The organism is Gluconobacter sp. ESL1110 (genome assembly GCF_058107395.1).
In genome coordinates, this window is the sequence record NZ_JBYLUK010000008.1 from 48,915 (window position 1) to 64,430 (window position 15,516).

Annotated in this window: 20 protein-coding genes; 15 read left to right on the plus strand and 5 right to left on the minus strand. The window is 57.1% G+C overall.

The features are described from left to right. The 6 genes from AC3B6F_RS08795 to AC3B6F_RS08820 all read left to right on the plus strand — a co-directional run bounded on the left by AC3B6F_RS08795 (window position 1) and on the right by AC3B6F_RS08820 (window position 4,241). Window positions 1-1,035, plus strand: coding sequence for a hypothetical protein (locus tag AC3B6F_RS08795; RefSeq protein WP_489824062.1), 1,035 nt, complete (start codon window positions 1-3; stop codon window positions 1,033-1,035). Between the two features lie 11 nt (window positions 1,036-1,046). After that, window positions 1,047-1,319, plus strand: a complete 273-nt coding sequence (locus tag AC3B6F_RS08800) for a hypothetical protein (protein ID WP_489824063.1) — start codon at window positions 1,047-1,049, stop codon at window positions 1,317-1,319. 3 nt (window positions 1,320-1,322) lie between these two features. Next, window positions 1,323-2,816 (plus strand): phage tail protein, encoded by a 1,494-nt coding sequence (locus AC3B6F_RS08805; protein ID WP_489824064.1) that lies wholly within the window; start codon window positions 1,323-1,325, stop codon window positions 2,814-2,816. A gap of 3 nt (window positions 2,817-2,819) precedes the next feature. Continuing rightward, a complete protein-coding gene (locus AC3B6F_RS08810) occupies window positions 2,820-3,245 on the plus strand; it encodes a hypothetical protein (protein WP_429956114.1) in 426 nt (141 codons plus the stop codon). After that, window positions 3,242-3,559, plus strand: coding sequence for a hypothetical protein (locus AC3B6F_RS08815; RefSeq protein ID WP_489824065.1), 318 nt, complete (start codon window positions 3,242-3,244; stop codon window positions 3,557-3,559). Before AC3B6F_RS08810 ends, AC3B6F_RS08815 begins: the two co-directional genes overlap by 4 nt. Window positions 3,560-3,728: 169 nt before the next feature. After that, entirely contained in the window at window positions 3,729-4,241 is a 513-nt protein-coding gene (locus AC3B6F_RS08820; RefSeq protein ID WP_489824066.1) for a hypothetical protein, read from the plus strand. Window positions 4,242-4,620: 379 nt separating this feature from the next. On the opposite strand, the gene AC3B6F_RS08825 is transcribed toward AC3B6F_RS08820, so the two are convergent. Continuing rightward, window positions 4,621-4,956, minus strand: coding sequence for a restriction endonuclease (locus tag AC3B6F_RS08825; protein WP_234931000.1), 336 nt, complete (start codon window positions 4,954-4,956; stop codon window positions 4,621-4,623). A 293-nt stretch (window positions 4,957-5,249) separates the two neighbouring features. Between AC3B6F_RS08825 and AC3B6F_RS08830 the strand changes: the two genes are divergently transcribed. Then, window positions 5,250-7,493 carry a hypothetical protein gene (locus AC3B6F_RS08830; RefSeq protein WP_489824067.1) on the plus strand — a complete coding sequence of 748 codons (2,244 nt, stop codon included), beginning with the start codon at window positions 5,250-5,252 and terminating at the stop codon, window positions 7,491-7,493. 372 nt (window positions 7,494-7,865) lie between these two features. Here the strand turns inward: AC3B6F_RS08830 and AC3B6F_RS08835 are convergent, their stop codons facing one another. The 3 genes from AC3B6F_RS08835 to AC3B6F_RS08845 form a co-directional block, all read right to left on the minus strand. Beyond that, on the minus strand, window positions 7,866-8,189 hold the full coding sequence (locus AC3B6F_RS08835; RefSeq protein WP_489824068.1) for a DUF3761 domain-containing protein: 324 nt from the start codon (window positions 8,187-8,189) through the stop codon (window positions 7,866-7,868). 62 nt (window positions 8,190-8,251) lie between these two features. Further along, window positions 8,252-8,992, minus strand: coding sequence for a DNA/RNA non-specific endonuclease (locus tag AC3B6F_RS08840; protein ID WP_489824069.1), 741 nt, complete (start codon window positions 8,990-8,992; stop codon window positions 8,252-8,254). 35 nt (window positions 8,993-9,027) lie between these two features. Then, window positions 9,028-9,333: a hypothetical protein gene (locus AC3B6F_RS08845; RefSeq protein WP_489824070.1), complete on the minus strand. Its 306-nt coding sequence runs from the start codon at window positions 9,331-9,333 to the stop codon at window positions 9,028-9,030. Between the two features lie 149 nt (window positions 9,334-9,482). Here AC3B6F_RS08845 and AC3B6F_RS08850 point away from each other — a divergent pair, with 149 nt between their 5' ends. After that, window positions 9,483-9,920 (plus strand): hypothetical protein, encoded by a 438-nt coding sequence (locus AC3B6F_RS08850; protein ID WP_489824071.1) that lies wholly within the window; start codon window positions 9,483-9,485, stop codon window positions 9,918-9,920. Window positions 9,921-9,950: 30 nt separating this feature from the next. Here the strand turns inward: AC3B6F_RS08850 and AC3B6F_RS08855 are convergent, their stop codons facing one another. After that, on the minus strand, window positions 9,951-10,217 hold the full coding sequence (locus AC3B6F_RS08855; RefSeq protein ID WP_489824072.1) for a hypothetical protein: 267 nt from the start codon (window positions 10,215-10,217) through the stop codon (window positions 9,951-9,953). Between the two features lie 137 nt (window positions 10,218-10,354). Between AC3B6F_RS08855 and AC3B6F_RS08860 the strand changes: the two genes are divergently transcribed. The 7 genes from AC3B6F_RS08860 (at window position 10,355) to AC3B6F_RS08890 (ending at window position 15,508) form a co-directional block, all read left to right on the plus strand. Then, a complete protein-coding gene (locus AC3B6F_RS08860; RefSeq protein ID WP_489824073.1) occupies window positions 10,355-11,248 on the plus strand; it encodes a hypothetical protein in 894 nt (297 codons plus the stop codon). Then, a complete protein-coding gene (locus AC3B6F_RS08865; RefSeq protein WP_429956132.1) occupies window positions 11,245-11,454 on the plus strand; it encodes an immunoglobulin domain-containing protein in 210 nt (69 codons plus the stop codon). Before AC3B6F_RS08860 ends, AC3B6F_RS08865 begins: the two co-directional genes overlap by 4 nt. Beyond that, window positions 11,451-12,641 (plus strand): hypothetical protein, encoded by a 1,191-nt coding sequence (locus tag AC3B6F_RS08870; protein ID WP_489824074.1) that lies wholly within the window; start codon window positions 11,451-11,453, stop codon window positions 12,639-12,641. Before AC3B6F_RS08865 ends, AC3B6F_RS08870 begins: the two co-directional genes overlap by 4 nt. Next, a complete protein-coding gene (locus tag AC3B6F_RS08875; RefSeq protein WP_489824075.1) occupies window positions 12,625-13,296 on the plus strand; it encodes a phage baseplate assembly protein V in 672 nt (223 codons plus the stop codon). The genes AC3B6F_RS08870 and AC3B6F_RS08875 overlap by 17 nt, the downstream gene beginning before the upstream one ends. Beyond that, window positions 13,293-13,655, plus strand: coding sequence for a phage tail protein (locus AC3B6F_RS08880; RefSeq protein ID WP_489824076.1), 363 nt, complete (start codon window positions 13,293-13,295; stop codon window positions 13,653-13,655). Before AC3B6F_RS08875 ends, AC3B6F_RS08880 begins: the two co-directional genes overlap by 4 nt. Before the next feature lie 105 nt (window positions 13,656-13,760). Further along, a complete protein-coding gene (locus AC3B6F_RS08885; RefSeq protein WP_489824077.1) occupies window positions 13,761-14,900 on the plus strand; it encodes a baseplate J/gp47 family protein in 1,140 nt (379 codons plus the stop codon). Further along, entirely contained in the window at window positions 14,900-15,508 is a 609-nt protein-coding gene (locus AC3B6F_RS08890; protein ID WP_489824078.1) for a hypothetical protein, read from the plus strand. The genes AC3B6F_RS08885 and AC3B6F_RS08890 overlap by 1 nt, the downstream gene beginning before the upstream one ends. The last annotated feature ends 8 nt before the right edge of the window (window positions 15,509-15,516 follow it).

Genomic DNA, 15,516 nt, shown 5'->3' on the forward strand with positions numbered 1-15,516 from the left:
GTGGCAGATATCGGAACGACTTCTACCGCTCTGGCGATGACGCTGGCGGGGTTGCTTTACCCGAACGGCCTGACAGGCTCATCTATCAGTGGACGGCGAACAATTATCCGGCGCGGATGGCTGCTGCCCTCTGATCAGACTGGGGCGTGCGGTCTCAGCAAGGGCGTTGATTACGTCACTGTCATGCCGATGGGTTCCAGCTACAAGCGCATTGATAGCGCGCTGGATTACCCGTGGCGGACGGTCTCTATTTCGGGCTGCACGGTGATCCTCGCCGTGGACGACAACACTCTGACGGTGTCGATCCCGGATGATGTCACGCCTGCTGGTATCGTGGGCGCTCAGATCCTGTTTCAGGACGGAAGTGACACGCCAAACGCAACGTCTGTGTCGTACGCTGTCACAGCTGATGATACGGCCGTTACGATCGCTATGGCGCTAGCTCAGCAGGTCGAAGAAGCCTACCCGCGTGGGGCGATGGTCATCGTGCCAAATGCCCGTCAGATCATCGCGCGGACAGGCGGGATTGGCACGCAGAAGCGAGTTACACGACGACAGGAGACACTGTTTCGGGTCTCGCTCTGGTCTGGCTCGTGGAAAGGGCGTGATGCTCTCGGGTCCGCTCTTGAAGCCGCAGCTTCAGCGCAATGGTTCATCCCGAACACGGACGGCACGTTTTCGCAGATCAAGTTTGCGGGCGCGCAGGACGTCGACACCCAGCAGACGAGCAGCATCTACCGCCGTGATCTACTCTGGAAAGTCACTTACGACACGATCCAGACACAGACGGCACCTCAGATGCTGTGGGGCATTGGGAACAATAACGTCGTAACGCATGCGGGTCTGGCGCTTCATTCGTTCGGCTCAGTCCTGCCGACAACGGGCGTTCTCACGGACAATTTCGAGACAGTTTATCTGGATGCGGCGGGCAACCTCGTGTTGCTGGCACAGCAGCCCTACTCCGGCCTGGCGATGGACGCGGCTGGGAACGTGATCGAGGACGCTGGCGGCAATCTGGCTGCGTTCCCCCAATAGCGAGAAAAAATATGAGCGAGACGACAGTATCGTCTGGCGGGAGCACTTCTTCTGTCAGCGCGAGTTCAAGCACGTCCAGTGCGGCGGTCACGAGTGGTGGAACTACTGTGACGTCGGGCGGCACATCCTCTGACGCAGTAGGTTCGGCAACGTCAGGCTCCGACACCGGTGCCGTAACCTACGTCGTGGTCCGGGGCGGTTACGGATATGAGATTGGCGCGCCAATCGCCACGACAGATGACCCAAATATCCGCGCCTACGCGGTGCCTGTCTCAGGAGAATAACTGGTGGTCAAAATTTATCAGGATGGTTCGCTGAACACGACAGCCATCACCGTTCCGAACCTGTATGTGCAGATCGTACAGCCGCGGACCGTTCTCAATGGCGTGTCTTCCAACCGCCTCGGCGTTGTCGGTACCGCCTCGTGGGGCGCTATCGGCAAGCCGGTAATCATCGGTGGTATGGGCGACTATCTGGCGGCATTTGGCACTAAGCAGGCTCTGGCCACGAATATCGGCGTTGCTGTGAACGTGGCGCTTCTGCAGGGTGCCAGCGATTTCCGCTGCGTTCGCGTGACGGATGGCACCGACAAGGCGGCGACAGGGACACTCGGAACGGTCGGGCTGACTGCGGTTTGCACCGGTGCGGCGGGCAATGCCATCACGGCAACGCTTGTTGCGGGATCGGGGAGCAATTACGTCCTGACGGTCTCCCACCCAACGCTCGGAACATCAAGCTATACGGGCACAACCTGGACAGCAATCGCAGCCGCTTTCGTTGCAGACGCGTCCGCTCTGGTGGTCGCGACTGTGCCAAGCACGGTCCCTGCGCTGACTGCTGGCACTGTCACGCTTTCAGGCGGATCCGATGGAGGGGTGCCTACGACAGCTCAGTTCCTTGGGACTGACAGTACGGCGACCCGAACAGGTATGTACGCTCTGCGTAACAGCGGATGTGCGATTGGCGTTCTTGCTGGCCTAACGGACGCAGCGTCGTGGACCACGCAGCAGGCTTTTGGGCTTGGTGAAGGAACCTACATGGTGACGTCCTTCGCTTCGGGAATGTCGATTTCGAACGCTGTATCTGGCCTCGCCTCTGCTGGCGTTACGGGTTCGTATTCTCTCAAGGTCATGCATGGGGACTGGCTTTATTGGAACGATGACACGAACGGCACCATGCTCCTGCCGCCATCTTTCTGGGCTGCCGGCCGACTGGCGGCCCTTTCACCAGAGCAGTCATCTCTGAACAAACAGCTCTATGGAGTGGTTGGCAGTCAGAAATCCGGCCTTACCTCAACCAGCCAGGCTCTTACTTACTCTGACGCAGAACTGACAGCGCTGTTCGGGGCCGGGATCGACGTGATCGCCAACCCCTCTCCGGGTGGTTCGTACTGGTCGTGCCGTCTGGGTCACAACACGTCCTCCAGCGCATCGGTCAGCGGTGACAACTACACGCGCCTGACCAACTACATTGCCGAAACGCTCGCCACGGGCATGGGCGTCTATATCGGTGAGGTGATCAACGACGGCCTATTCGCAGACGTTCGGGCCACGTTGCTCGGCTTTCTCAAGACCATGCTCGATGCGGGAATGTTGGGCCTCTACGGCGGCGCAATCCCTTACACAGTGGTCTGCGACACGACGAACAACAGTCAGGCACGCACAGCACTTGGTTACCTCCAGGCTGACGTGGCCGTTCGGTATCAGGGCATCGTCGAGAAATTCATCGTCAACCTGCAGGGCGGAACGACCGTCACTGTCACGACCAGCAGCGGGAGCTAAGTGATGGCAAATCCGTATAGTATTGGCCTGAACTGCCGCATTACGATCCTGTGGAATGGCACCCGCGTTGACCTGCGTGACGTCACGCGCTTTCAGGCCAATCAGGAAGTGCGCCAGCAGCGAGCTGACCCGCTCAATTCCACGCCGGTCGAGTTCAACACTCCGAACGGTTGGCGTGGATCATTCCAGATCGCGCGTGCAAATGCGGCTCTGGATAATCTGGTGGCAGCCATCGAAAGCGGCTTCTGGAACGCGGGAACAATCAACACTGGCAAGATCTACCAGTACATCCGCGAGCCTGATGGATCCACGACAACGTGGGAATACGCCCCCATGTCGTTCTCTCTCACCACTGACCCGTGGCAGGCCGAGGGCTTGGTCCATCAAACCTGTAATTTCTTTGCATCCCTGAGGACAAAAATCTCGTGAGCATTCCTTCTGAAATCACCCTCCCTGACGGCCGCAAACTTGGACTGAAAGAGATCGATCCGGGCGATATGCTGGATCTGATCGAGGCTGCCGGTTCGGCTATGTCGGGCGCGGCTGCGGGCGCATGGCTCGGCTATGCTCAGATGATTGCGACCGTCACGAGTGTGGATGGTGTTCCTGTGCAATTTCCTTCTACCAAGGACGAGGTGAAGGAACTGGCCCGTAAGATCGGAAACACTGGCGTCGTAGAGCTTCAGAAGATTCTTGCTCCTGAAAAGGCCGATGAAGCCGCGAAAGACACGGCAAAAAACTGAGCCGGTCCCCGCTGTTTCAGGAGCTGCTGTTTCTGGCAGACCACGGGATAGCGTGGGACGTGGCTAAAGGCTGGTCCAATGCCCGGAGAATGGCCGCTTGCGTGGCGCTCCGGGAAATGAACGGCGAAGTGTGCGACTGGGACACCATGACATTCCATCGGAGGGGCGGATGAGGCAGTTCAAAGACATTGCTTCGTTTCAGCAGTTCATGCGAGAGCGCGTGCTGCCCTCCCTTCCTAAGGCCGTTCATCGCGGCGTGCAGGATGGCGCGGACCGGATCAAGGTGGAAACGCAAGCACAGCTTGGGCACTATCTGGACGGGCCAGAGAGCGGACTGCCGACTGCCCCGCTTGTTGACAGCACGATTGATGACCGTATTCGCCAGGGATTTACCCCAGACGATCCCGGCTTGCGTACGGGTGACATGCGGGACAGCTACGGCACCCGCGTGTCAGAACCGGCTTTGCGAGTTCACGCTTCTATCGGGTCGGACGACATCAAGGCCGTTGTGTTCGAAATGGGCCGATTGGAGCAGGCCAACTATCAGCCCCCTCGCCCGGAACTATCGGTTGCCGCGCATCGGAATGAGGATCGTGTGGCTCAGGGGGTGGCGAAGGTTATTGTTCGGGTGCTTGAAGGAAGGCCACTACCGAATATGCGCCTTGATGAAGATGAGATTTGAAGGCCTTGCGTCTAAAGCGGAATCCGAGTGTTGGTCATATTCGTTAACAAATAGACATTATTTGTTGCATAGACTCGAAAACCTGTGACCAGAATTGGTTGTCGTCATGAGCGGCAAACAACAAATCAGAGAGTGAACGTCATGAAGAAAAGAATCTTGCTGCTTCAAGTGTTTCTTTTTGCTCTGACTGCGGGCACCCTTATCTCTGCACCCGCTGCGCATGCAGCGGATGAATCTTGTCCTGTGAAACCTTATATCTACATTTGCCCGGAGACTGGAGAGCCGGTCTACCCGCCTGGAAAGCCTCATCCCAATCCCGGATTCTCACAATAAGAGCCCGTATCTTCTCTTAGAAGCCGCCCGCACCGGGCGGCTTTTTTTATGGAGAAGTTTTCAGTTTGACTCCAATACGTGAAGCCATTTGCTCTGCGTGCTTCGTGAACCCTCCGGGGCAGATCACAACGGCATCGTGCGCATTGTAGTAGGCTCTGGCTGCGTAAATCTCTTGAACAGCCCGGTTCCCCGCTCTGCCTCTGTAATTCTTGCATTGGACAGCTACGATCCGGCTCCCATTCCGCACAATCAGATCAGCACCGTGATCCCCCGATGCGGGTGTCGTAGTGACGTGCCAACCTCGAGCGCGGAACGCCGCTGCGCACTCAACTTCGAATGTTAAACCTGAGCGTGTCGCGGCATTGACTGGGCGCGCGCTCATTGGAGCATAAGTTGGCTGCTGACTGCCGTCTTCCCATGCGGAAAGCGCCTTAAAGACCCAAAGTTCGGGGAAATCCGGCCACTTCTGGACCGTAAATTCCGCCCATGTGATCCGGCAAGACCACCACAGTGACTGTAGGGCAATACTCGTAACTGCAACACCTATAGCAATACCCACAAGTGCGATTGCTACGCTGATAGCTGCGGCAATAGCCAGCAGTACAATTAGCCCGGCACCTCCGGCGCTATTTGATCGGTAACGGCGTCTAGCCACGTTTTCTTTCAGGAATCATCATGAGCATCGAAGCCTATCAGATTGGCGTATCCTTTGTCGCGGATGCAACGAAGGTTTCCGGTCCGATTGGCGAAATGCTGCGTGGAATGGATCGTATTCTTGAGCGGCAGAAAGACGTGAACATGGGGTTTGTCTCCATGGTTTCGTCTCTCGGTGGTGCTCGTCGGCTTGCTGGCGGGTTGGCGTCTGATCTGGAGCGGGCCGCCAAAGCCGCTCGGGATGTAGCCTCTGCCTCCGGGCGGTTTCGTCCGGCCCCCGCTGCGTCTGGTGGTGCATCTGACGGTGGAGAGCGTACATCTACGTCCCGCTCCTCCAGCCGTACTTCTGCGGCTGAGATGGCTGCGGCTGCAACCGCTGCGGCTCAGCAAACGAATGCTCGGGGTCAACTGTTACTCCCCGCCCCTGATCTGCGCCTTGCATATGATCCATCGGCCAATATGCGCACGTCTACGGCGGGAATGCCCGGCAACGGTATTCTGGGAGGGCCCGGCATTACTGTTGGGGCTCCATATGGGCCGCTTCCTCCTTCTCGTCCTCAGCGTGGCCTAACTCTCGTTCCTGGCTCAGGATCTGGCGGAGGGGGTATAACCAATCTACCTAATAACGGCTTTGAAATGCCGTTTGATCCCATCCCTGTTGGCTCTGTCTCACTCCCTCGGAATACGAGTCTTGGCAAAGCAGCGACAATTGCGGGTAACATGACGCGCGCCGTAGGGCCGTACGCTGCGTTCGCTGGAATTTACGGTGGGGCTCACGGCATCCACGCCATGTTTCGGCAGGGAGAGGATGTAGGCGACACAGCTGCGATGATGGCGCATGCCTATGGACCCAATGGCCGACTGTGGAGTGACGAGCAGATCAGGCGCGCTCAGGATCTGGCGTTGAACTCTGTTCGGACAGTACCAGGCGCCAGCTATGCGGGAACGCTCGAAATGACCGCGCGTGCCTCTGGCATTACAGCAGACGCGAACGAGGCGCTGGCTTTGACACCAACGCTTGCGCGTGCGGGTCAGATATTCGCAATGCGCGGGGCTGGCCCAAACGCCATTCAGCAGGTCGAGGCAGCAATTCAGTCGGGTGAAATCTCAGGCCTGAATGGTAAGAACGGCGAACTGGACGTCAACAAACTCAACACGTTTATCGACAAATTGTCCCAGACAGCCTTTGCGATGCAGGGCACGTTTGACCTACCTAAGTATTTGACCGGCCTTCGCCAGTATGGCGTTGGTGCCAGTGGGTCCGACATGGACTTTCTGACGGCTCGCCTCCCTTCCATCATGCGGGTTATGCAGGAAAGCCGGGCTGGCACTGCACTGTCTTCACTTGATCAGCTTATGCTGTCGCCCGCGCCGAACACGCGAAATGCGCGATATGCCAAAGAGCAGGCCCGGATTGGTCTGCGTGATGCGAAAGGGAATGTGACCAACCGGGACGAACTGATCCGTGATCCTGCGCAATGGTATTACGACACGCTCGTTCCGGCTCTATCATCCCATGGTTTCACTGATCGCGGATCGGTAATCGCGGAGTTGAGCAATCTTTTCTCTCGTAGCACCGTTCAGAGGCTTGGGGCGTCCCTTTCGGCTGATACAGCGCTGTATTCTCGCGAATACCAGCGGAACCTTGCCCAACAGCAGCAGGGCAATGCGCCCTTGATGGACTATCTGAAGAATGCTCCGGGCGCACAGTTTGCCTCTTTCACAGAGTCATGGCGCGCATTCGAAGCCGTCACATCAACAGCAATGATGACACCTGTAGTGAAGTCCGTTCAGCTAATGACGGGGGCACTTCAGGACATTACATCATACGTCCAGTCTCATCCCGGGGATGTGCGCCAGTTCGGTGATGACGTTCATCTTTTGGTCTCGATTATTACAGGTATCGCAAAGGGAATTGGTGCTGTTTACAGCTATATCCCCGCTCCGCTTCGCCACATGATCGCTGGCGGCGTGGTAGGTGCTGGTGTGGGCGCGGTAGGCGCGAGCGTCGTACCGGGCGCGGGTACGGCCGTCGGTGCGGCGGGGGGATTTGTCGTCGGCTCCGGCCTCGCGGCATTGTCCGACGAAAAGCAATTAGCCAAAGACATCGTGAACAATATTCATGTCTATCTGGACGGAAAGCAGATTGCGACACACACCCAGAAGCTTACGGCAGGCCAAGCGCGGAAAGAAAGCCGCGCCAGCAACGGTATGTATGATTCCTGGGCTGGTATGACGCTGCCGGGGGTTAGTGGGGGACGGTAGAAATGTTTAGCAATCAACATACTTGAAATGTCTGGACGCAACACAATGTGACTAGGAAATAAAATTCCTAGGACTTTCCAATGCTGCTATCTTTTTTCACAGCGAACGGTGGAGCGTTAATTGCTCTCTTATCTGCTCTTTGGTGGGCATTCTCCGCCGTGGCATCCGAGAGAAATTGGGATTATTTCTCGAAAAGGATGAATACTGCAGCTGCATTTGGATCTGGAGCAACCGCGCTTGTTTTGACCATGTCAGATCAAAGCATGCCGTGCTGGATGCACACAGTATTCAATATTCTGATCGTATTCCTTTCGATTACTAGCTGCTTTTTTGCGGGCCACGCCATCTACAAGAAGAACCAGCCTCGCTGACTTATAGCCATTCATCTACGCCACCATGATGCGAGCAAGTCCCGCGATGATGCGTACTGAAACTGTAGGTACCATCGCCGCATTTGGCTGAAGCCCCGGCAGGAACGCGGTTGCCCGTCGTATGGCTTGGGGAGTGGATGCTTTTGCCGTCCACGTTGGTGTAGTGGCCGCCGTCCAGGAGGGTGACGTCTTGGGAGGGTTTTGTCACCTGCGGCTTTGGTTGTGGCGGCTGGAATGCTTGGGCTGTCGGGGTTGTTACGAACAGTCCCGTTGCAATAACAAAAGCGTATAACGACTTATTAACGAAATACCGTAACCGAGACATATTTAGCCCTCCGTAATGGATAGGCTCATTTGTCTTGGATTCGAGTCAATGACCTCGGATAACTACTTTGGCCAACCCTCAATCATTAAATGTTTGTTCTTTTCTGGCGTTATAATGCCGGGAAATGGATTTACGCCGGTAACGCGGATCAGCGCTTCAATAGGCACCTGCCCGCATGTTGGTTGGAAGACGTTTTTGCAGACGATTACCGCGACCGCTCCTTCCGACGGGTCATAAACCGCTTTCCAGATTGAAGTCGGGATACGAACCTTGCTCTGACCTGTTGCGCCGGCATCGCCGCGGAACGCTGGTCCGGTGACGACAAAGACCTCGCCATCTTTGGCGGCCAGGCTGCGCACATCGCGCTCAATTTTGTTCCATAGGCCAGTATTCAGGGCGATGGATTGCGGCACGACGTTTGACAGGGCGTACGTCTCAGCGCGTGAAGCCTTGTCCGGAGCGTCCCCGCTTGGGGTCATGTGACCGCGTGACCAGCCTGAACGTTTGTAGTCCGTCAGTTCGGCGCGCTGGCCAGACGGTAGGCGCAGATCAGCGTGAAAGCTCGCCCTGCCCTGTAATTTCTCTGCTTGTTCAACACCCTCTTCCGTCAAGTGCTCAGCGGACCAAAGGGGTTCTTTGAATTCGAGCGACTGCTGGGTGGCGTAGAACTGATTGCACAGGACCGGGCCTGCATTTGATTGCGTGGGAAGTTGTCCGTTTGGGCTCACGTCGGTGCATGCAGGCGCAGCCAAGGCGGATACGGGCGCAACGGTCAGGAAGGTAAGCAGGAGCGTAAGGCGCATCTGAGCATCTTACACAGTTTCGGGCCGTTGCCATCTCAAGTGAGGTCAGACAGGTCGCACCTCTTGTCGTACTCGTTGATTGCGGCCGTAAGGGCATCAAAGCGGGCGGCCTTCGGCGTTCCGCGAACAGGCTCATTGTCAAAGTACTGTTCGATCTCGCGCAGTGCCCACTCGTAGTCGGCTTCAGTTCGAAGGGAGCGGATACGCTTGACTGCAACCGGGCTCGGGACAACCTGCACGGGTGGCAACATAGCCTGAATGTCAGCGACAGTAAGTTCCGGATTGTCCGCATCCATAGAGATGCCCTGATTGATCAGAGCATCTTCATCATCAGATGGCATGACGATATTATCCTTACGAGACATGGGGCCCTTTCGCGTTTCCTGATCTTTCTCAAATTGATAATACGAATGATCCGGGGCGCAAGACCAAGGGGATAGTGCGACCTCTCCTGCTGGAGTAATAGCGAATAGATGTGTACGCTCACATCATGCGCCTCACTCCTCTCGCCGCCCTGTCGCTTCTTGCTCTGTCTGGATGCGCTGGAATGCACGGCAATCCCCGGCTGAACTGTGATCCGAACCAGATCCAGTGCCAACGAGAATGGGCGCTGTTCAACGCGCATACGAAAAAGGCGCGGATTATGGGAAATCCTGTGTCTGATATTGCCTGTGTCCGGCACAATATGCGCTACGGCGGGGCAAACTGGACCCCTACGAGCTTTACAAGTGCAGCGTCCCAATGCGCCTACTGGCAGTCCGACGACCCCTTGGGAATAACCAACCCGCGCCAGCTCCCGCTCGATCTGCGGGATGATCCGGAATTGCAGCGCATGGCTGAAGACCCGGTCATCAACGATGCGGGGCCAGGGAAAATCTGGGACTACATGCGACGGGATGGCACGTCTACGAACGGATATTATCAGTAGCTACAAGAACTAAAACGCTTTGCGTGCAGCTCATATTTTCTGAAACAGAACGAACTTTTCAGAGCGGATATCTACAAAGTTCGGAATTACTTTGTACCCCCTCTCCCCAGCGAATTTGTCCAAGGCACTTTTATCAATCGCATTGTGTTCGAATGTCAAATGATGCGGACGATCACTTGGAAAAAGATGAGCTAAGATACAGTATTTGAAGGCACCTTCGCCCCGAGTGCCGTCCAGTTCGTCTGCTAAGGCGGCCATAAACATCTCTCGATCATCAGCGGAAAATGAGTTGGTCATCCGATTAATTTCCTTTGCTATTTTGAGTATCAATGAGCGGCAGCGCCTTGGGACTTTGAGCGACTAAATAGGAACGGTCAAAACTCATTGTACTGCCCCTTCCCCTGTACTACGATTCTGCCCTTATCGGAGGCGGCATGAGCAGCACACTTCTCAACATAGAAACGGCACTCAATTACGTTTCCGGCGCGGGCAAAAACACCACGGTCAAGTTGGGGAGTTTGACGCTCAGCGGCCCCGAGGTTCCTGACGCATTACGAGCGGGCGGCGAACAGGTTCTTGTCATCCATAGACTTCCAGGTGGCGACAAGATCATCGACAACGGCGGGAACGATCCTTACCGGCTGTCGCTGACGGGGCGCTTTCAAGGCACGAACGCACTAACCCGCGCACGGTCCGTCGATACGATGCGTCTGGCGGCCAAGACTGTCACGTTCTCCGCTGCTGGCGGAAACTGGCAGGTTCTGATCCGGTCCTACGCGTACACCTACGCCCAAAAAGGGGCGGTCATTCAGTACGAGCTGGAACTGGAGGTTATTCCGTCCGATGCTTCGACCGCGGCATCTGGAACCTCTGCCCTTTCCTCTCTCGTCGGCTCCGGCGTCAATGGCGCACTCAAAACAATCACGAGCACGATTGCGGATGTGTCATCGGTGGCATCCAGCATCACGAGCACAGCCCAGAATGTTATCGGGCAGATCACGCCGATTGCGAACATGATTGGTGTTGGTGGACCACTGGCAAAAGCTCAGGACGCCCTGACAAGCGTATCGGGCATGGCGACGACGGGTGAAAATCTCGCAAACCTGCCGACGGCGCTTTCTGGCACGATTACAGGTTTGCAATCGACTGTTGGTCAGTTGGGCTCTGTCGTTTCTCAGGCGGGCGAGAATCTCGAAAGTATCGGTACGGGCAATGCCGCTTCTTTGCTCGCTATTGCTGGCAATGCTCACCTTGAACTGGGCGCGCTCGAAGCCAGTCAGTCGGCCAGTGTGGCTCTCAAAAATACACAGGCGGTTTCCGGGCAATGAGCAAGACGATTACCGTCACGGCTGGCGACGTCTCGTTGTACCACGTTGCCGGACGCGAACTGTCTGACAGTACGCAGTGGTGGCGCATTGCTCAGGCGAATGGGTTGAGTGATCCGGATCTGTCGTGGCTGACGGGGCCTGTGCCGCTTGTTATTCCGGGCATTGATCCGTCCCTGACGACTGGTCTTCCGGAGGTTACCTCTTGAGCGAGAGTACGATCACGGCTGTTGGGCACCGATCAAGCGGCCCGGTCCGGTCGATCCGGGCACGCCTGCTGGTGAATGGTGTCGAGCATCCGGAGACGCGCGTTGAGCAGGCAAGCTGGAGCCGGACGCGGTATTCGCGGGCCGATACGGCTGATCTGACGCTTGCTGTGGATCGGGTGAAGTTGAATGCTGCCGGGCAGAAGTGGTTCGATCCTGTCACGGCTGATGGGGCACTCCCGCCTGACGTGAAGGTCACGCTTCAGTTGCGAGACGAGACAGTCACGAACGCGACGTGGAAGACGGTGTTTTCAGGGCTTGCTGACCGGGTGCGGTGGTCTCCCACCCAGACGCGGGTTGAGGTTGAGTGTCGGGATATGCTGGCAAAACTGCTTGATCTTCGTGTGCGTGAAGCGTGGATGAACAAGACGGGGCCGGAGGTGATCAAGGCTGTGGCGTCTGCTGCTGGGTTGTCGTCTGATGTGACGTTGTCCGCTGGTATGACCGGGCAGTTCTGGCAGTTGGAGCACAAACGGTCCTCGTCTGCCACGCATCACAAGTTTCAGACGGCCTTTGATCTGGCGCGGTATATTGCGGACGAGTTCGGATGTGACCTCTACGCTGAGGGCGAGACGATTGTGTGCAAACCGGTCGGCTCGCCGTCTGACAGTGGGGCGCATATTCACGCGTTTCATTACAATGATCCGGGGCCCGGTTCTGCGATCCAAGCAGGAGCTCTGAGCCTGACGCTGGAACGGGACTTTCTCACGAGCAAAAATGTGGTCGTGCATGTCATGTCGTGGGATAGCCGGCAGCGGACACGGGCTGAAACGTACTTCTCTGCAGACGGCCACTCACGGACGCTCGCTGAGAACGCTGGCACGCTCTACAGCTATCGATTTCCGGGGCTGCGGCAGGAACAAATTGAACGCAAGGCTGAGGCGATCTATCGGCAGATCATCGCGCATGACCGGACTATCTCTCTCAATATCCCCGGTCGGATCAAGCTTGAACCGCGCCACTTCATGCGGTTTTCAGGCACGGGTAGCACCTGGGATCTGACGGGTAACGATGCATACGCGGTTGATGCCGTGTCCAGCACTTACGGGGCTGATGGGTCGTTCCTGCAGGACGTGACGCTGCGGAACCGTGAAGCCTCGAACGGAGGAAACAGTGACAGCACTGAATGAAGCTCGCCGCGTGGCTGAAGCTGCCGTGGCGCGGATTGGCAAGCCCTGTCATGGCATTGTCACTGCCGTCGATCCGGTTAACCATGCGGTTAAGGTTCTGGTGCAGCCCGATAATACTGAGAGCGGCTGGCTTCCGGTATCGACGATTGCGGCAGGATCTATTCGGATTTGTCGTGTGCCGGACGTGAACGAGCACGTCACGCTTCTGGCGATGGAAGGCGATGCCGAGTATCTGAGCGTAATCGGGGCGCAGTTCGATGCTGTTGTCATGCCGCCTGTATCTCCCGCAACGGGCAAGCCCGCGCAGCCGGGTGAACTGTTAATCCGGACCGGATGTGGCCAGCCGCCTGCCCTGGGGAGCCAGACAGATGGCGCTGCAGATAGTCAGGCGTCGTGGTGGCATATCACAAAGGATGCCATTTATTCGGGCGTTGGCGAGACTGCCGAAACCGTGACCGCCGATGGTCTGACCTGGAAGGCGGGTGACTGCACAGCATCCCTCACCTCGTCTGGTTTTGCGGTCAGTGGTGGCAATATCACGACAGATAAGACTGTGACTGGTGAAGCGGATGTGAAGACTGGCGAGCACTCTCTCAACGGCCACGTCCACACCAACGGGAACGATGGCGGCGATACAGGAGGCCCCGTAGGATGAGTGCTATTTCTCACATTATTGGCGGAGACTTGGCGCTGGATAGCGCGGGTGGCCTTGCAATCGTCGGCACTGCCGAAGAGGCGCGACAGGCGATCCTGAGGCGGCTTTGTACGAACGCGAGCGATTACCCCTGGCATCTCGATTACGGGGTTGGGCTCCCTGCTCGCATCGGCTCTCCAATGCAGGAAAGTGATATTCAGGCAGTCATTCTTGCTCAGTTGCAGCAGGAGAGCGCGGTCGATCAGTCTCAGGCCCCGACGGTCACGATCACGGATCAAGGGTCTGGGCAGTATCTGTGCGTTATCCAGTACGTGGACAAGGAGACACAGACTGTCCAGGGGCTCTCCTTCTCAGCCTGATTTCGCTTGTACTTGTGACACAGACGGCGTACTCCTGATCTATCATTGCCCTCTTTGCGGCAACAAGGCGCTCTTCGGGGCGCCTTTTTAGTTTCTGGCGCCTGTATGTCCCTCAATATCCGTTCGTTTTCAACGACCGTCAGCACGGCTGTGACGGCTGCACAGGCGTCTTGCGCCTCGTTGCTGGATCTATCTGTTGGGACACCTGGACGAGCGCTTCTTGAAAGCGTTTCTGGCGTTGCGCTTTGGCTGCAATATCAGGCCATCCAGATCCTTCTGGTTACACGACTAGCGACGTCTTCCGGGTCTGATGCCGACAGCTTTGTTGCTGATTACGGCATGACACGACTCCCGGGAACGGCTGCAACGGGCTCCGTTATTCTCACGAGTTTTACGCCGTCTCAGTCCTCGGCTGTTGTAGTGCCGGGCGTTCTGGTCCGGACGGTTGCGGGCGTGTCCTACGCAGTTGTGAAGGACAGCTCCGTTTCAACGTGGTCTGATACGTCAGGCGGCTACGTTCGGCCCGTTGGGGCGTCCTCGATCACTGTTCCGGTTCAGGCTGTAACGGCTGGATCATCTGGAAATGTGGCTGTCGGGGCAATTTGCCTGTTGGGCACCAGTGTTTCCGGCATTGATACGGTCACCAATGGCGCAGCGCTTACGAACGGGGCTGATCAGGAAACGGACGCGGAATTGCGCGCTCGCTTTCCGGTCTGGCTGGCCGCGAAAGCGACGGCCAATCGGGCATCCGTTCAGAATGCTGTTGCTGGTGTACAGAACGGCCTGACGCAGGAACTGATTGACGGCTACACACCAGATAACACGTTCACGCCGGGATATTTCACCGTCGTAGCAGACGATGGCTCCGGAACGCCGTCTGATGCTCTTCTGAGCAGTATTTACGACGCAATCTCTGATGTGAAAGCCCTTGGTGTCCAGTACGCGGTTCAGGGTCCGACAGATGTGATTGCAAATGTCTCGCTGACGGTTCTCGTGCCTGTAGGTACGGACGTCTCTGCTGTCACGACGGGTGTTTCAACCGCGATTTCCGCTGACATCACGGCCCGTGCCGTGGGTGCTGGCTACGAATATTCACGCCTCTCCTATCTGGCCTACACGAGCGCTGGCGTGACGGTAAATGGCGTGACGAACGTCCTGCTTAACGGGGCGCAGTCTGATATTGCGGCTTCTCAGAAAACCACAATCCGTCCGGGAACGATCTCGGTCACAGTGAGTGCAACCTAGTGAGTACGGGCGATCAAAGCGATTTCGTTCGTAGGCTGCGGGGATTGCTGCCGCGCGGGTGGTTTCCTGACCCAGTCGCAACAGGCTCGACTGAGCAGGCCCCGGTTCTTGTCGGCATCCTGTCAGGTTTTGGCAGCGCTCTTGCCGGGACGTGGACTCTCCTTCAGCAGGTTCGATCCTCTACCCGCCTGAGCACCTCGACAGGCTCCGTTTTGGATCAGGCTGCCAACGATTTATTCGGTGTTGGCCAGTTCCCGCGAACAAGTGGTGAGGCAGATGCCTCCTATCTGGCGCGCATCGAAGCCGCATTAATTGCCAAGAAAAACACGCGGTCGGCCCTTTCCGCGGCGCTGACTGCCGCTGGAGCTGCTCAGACCCAGATCGTCGAGTGCTGGAACGCTGCGGACTGCGGCGTACTCCTGCCTGCGGGGGCTGCTCGTGGGCTAGGCGGATATGGCGCGCCAGCGCTGCGATATTCGGGACGCCCGGGGCAGTTCTTTCTTGAGACTGCCGTCACGGCTGACGCCCTGTCAGTCGTCCGTAAATCAGTCGTGCAGACCAAGGCAGCCGCTGTCGTCGCCTGGATCCGCAACACCATCCCATCATAATGGAGGCC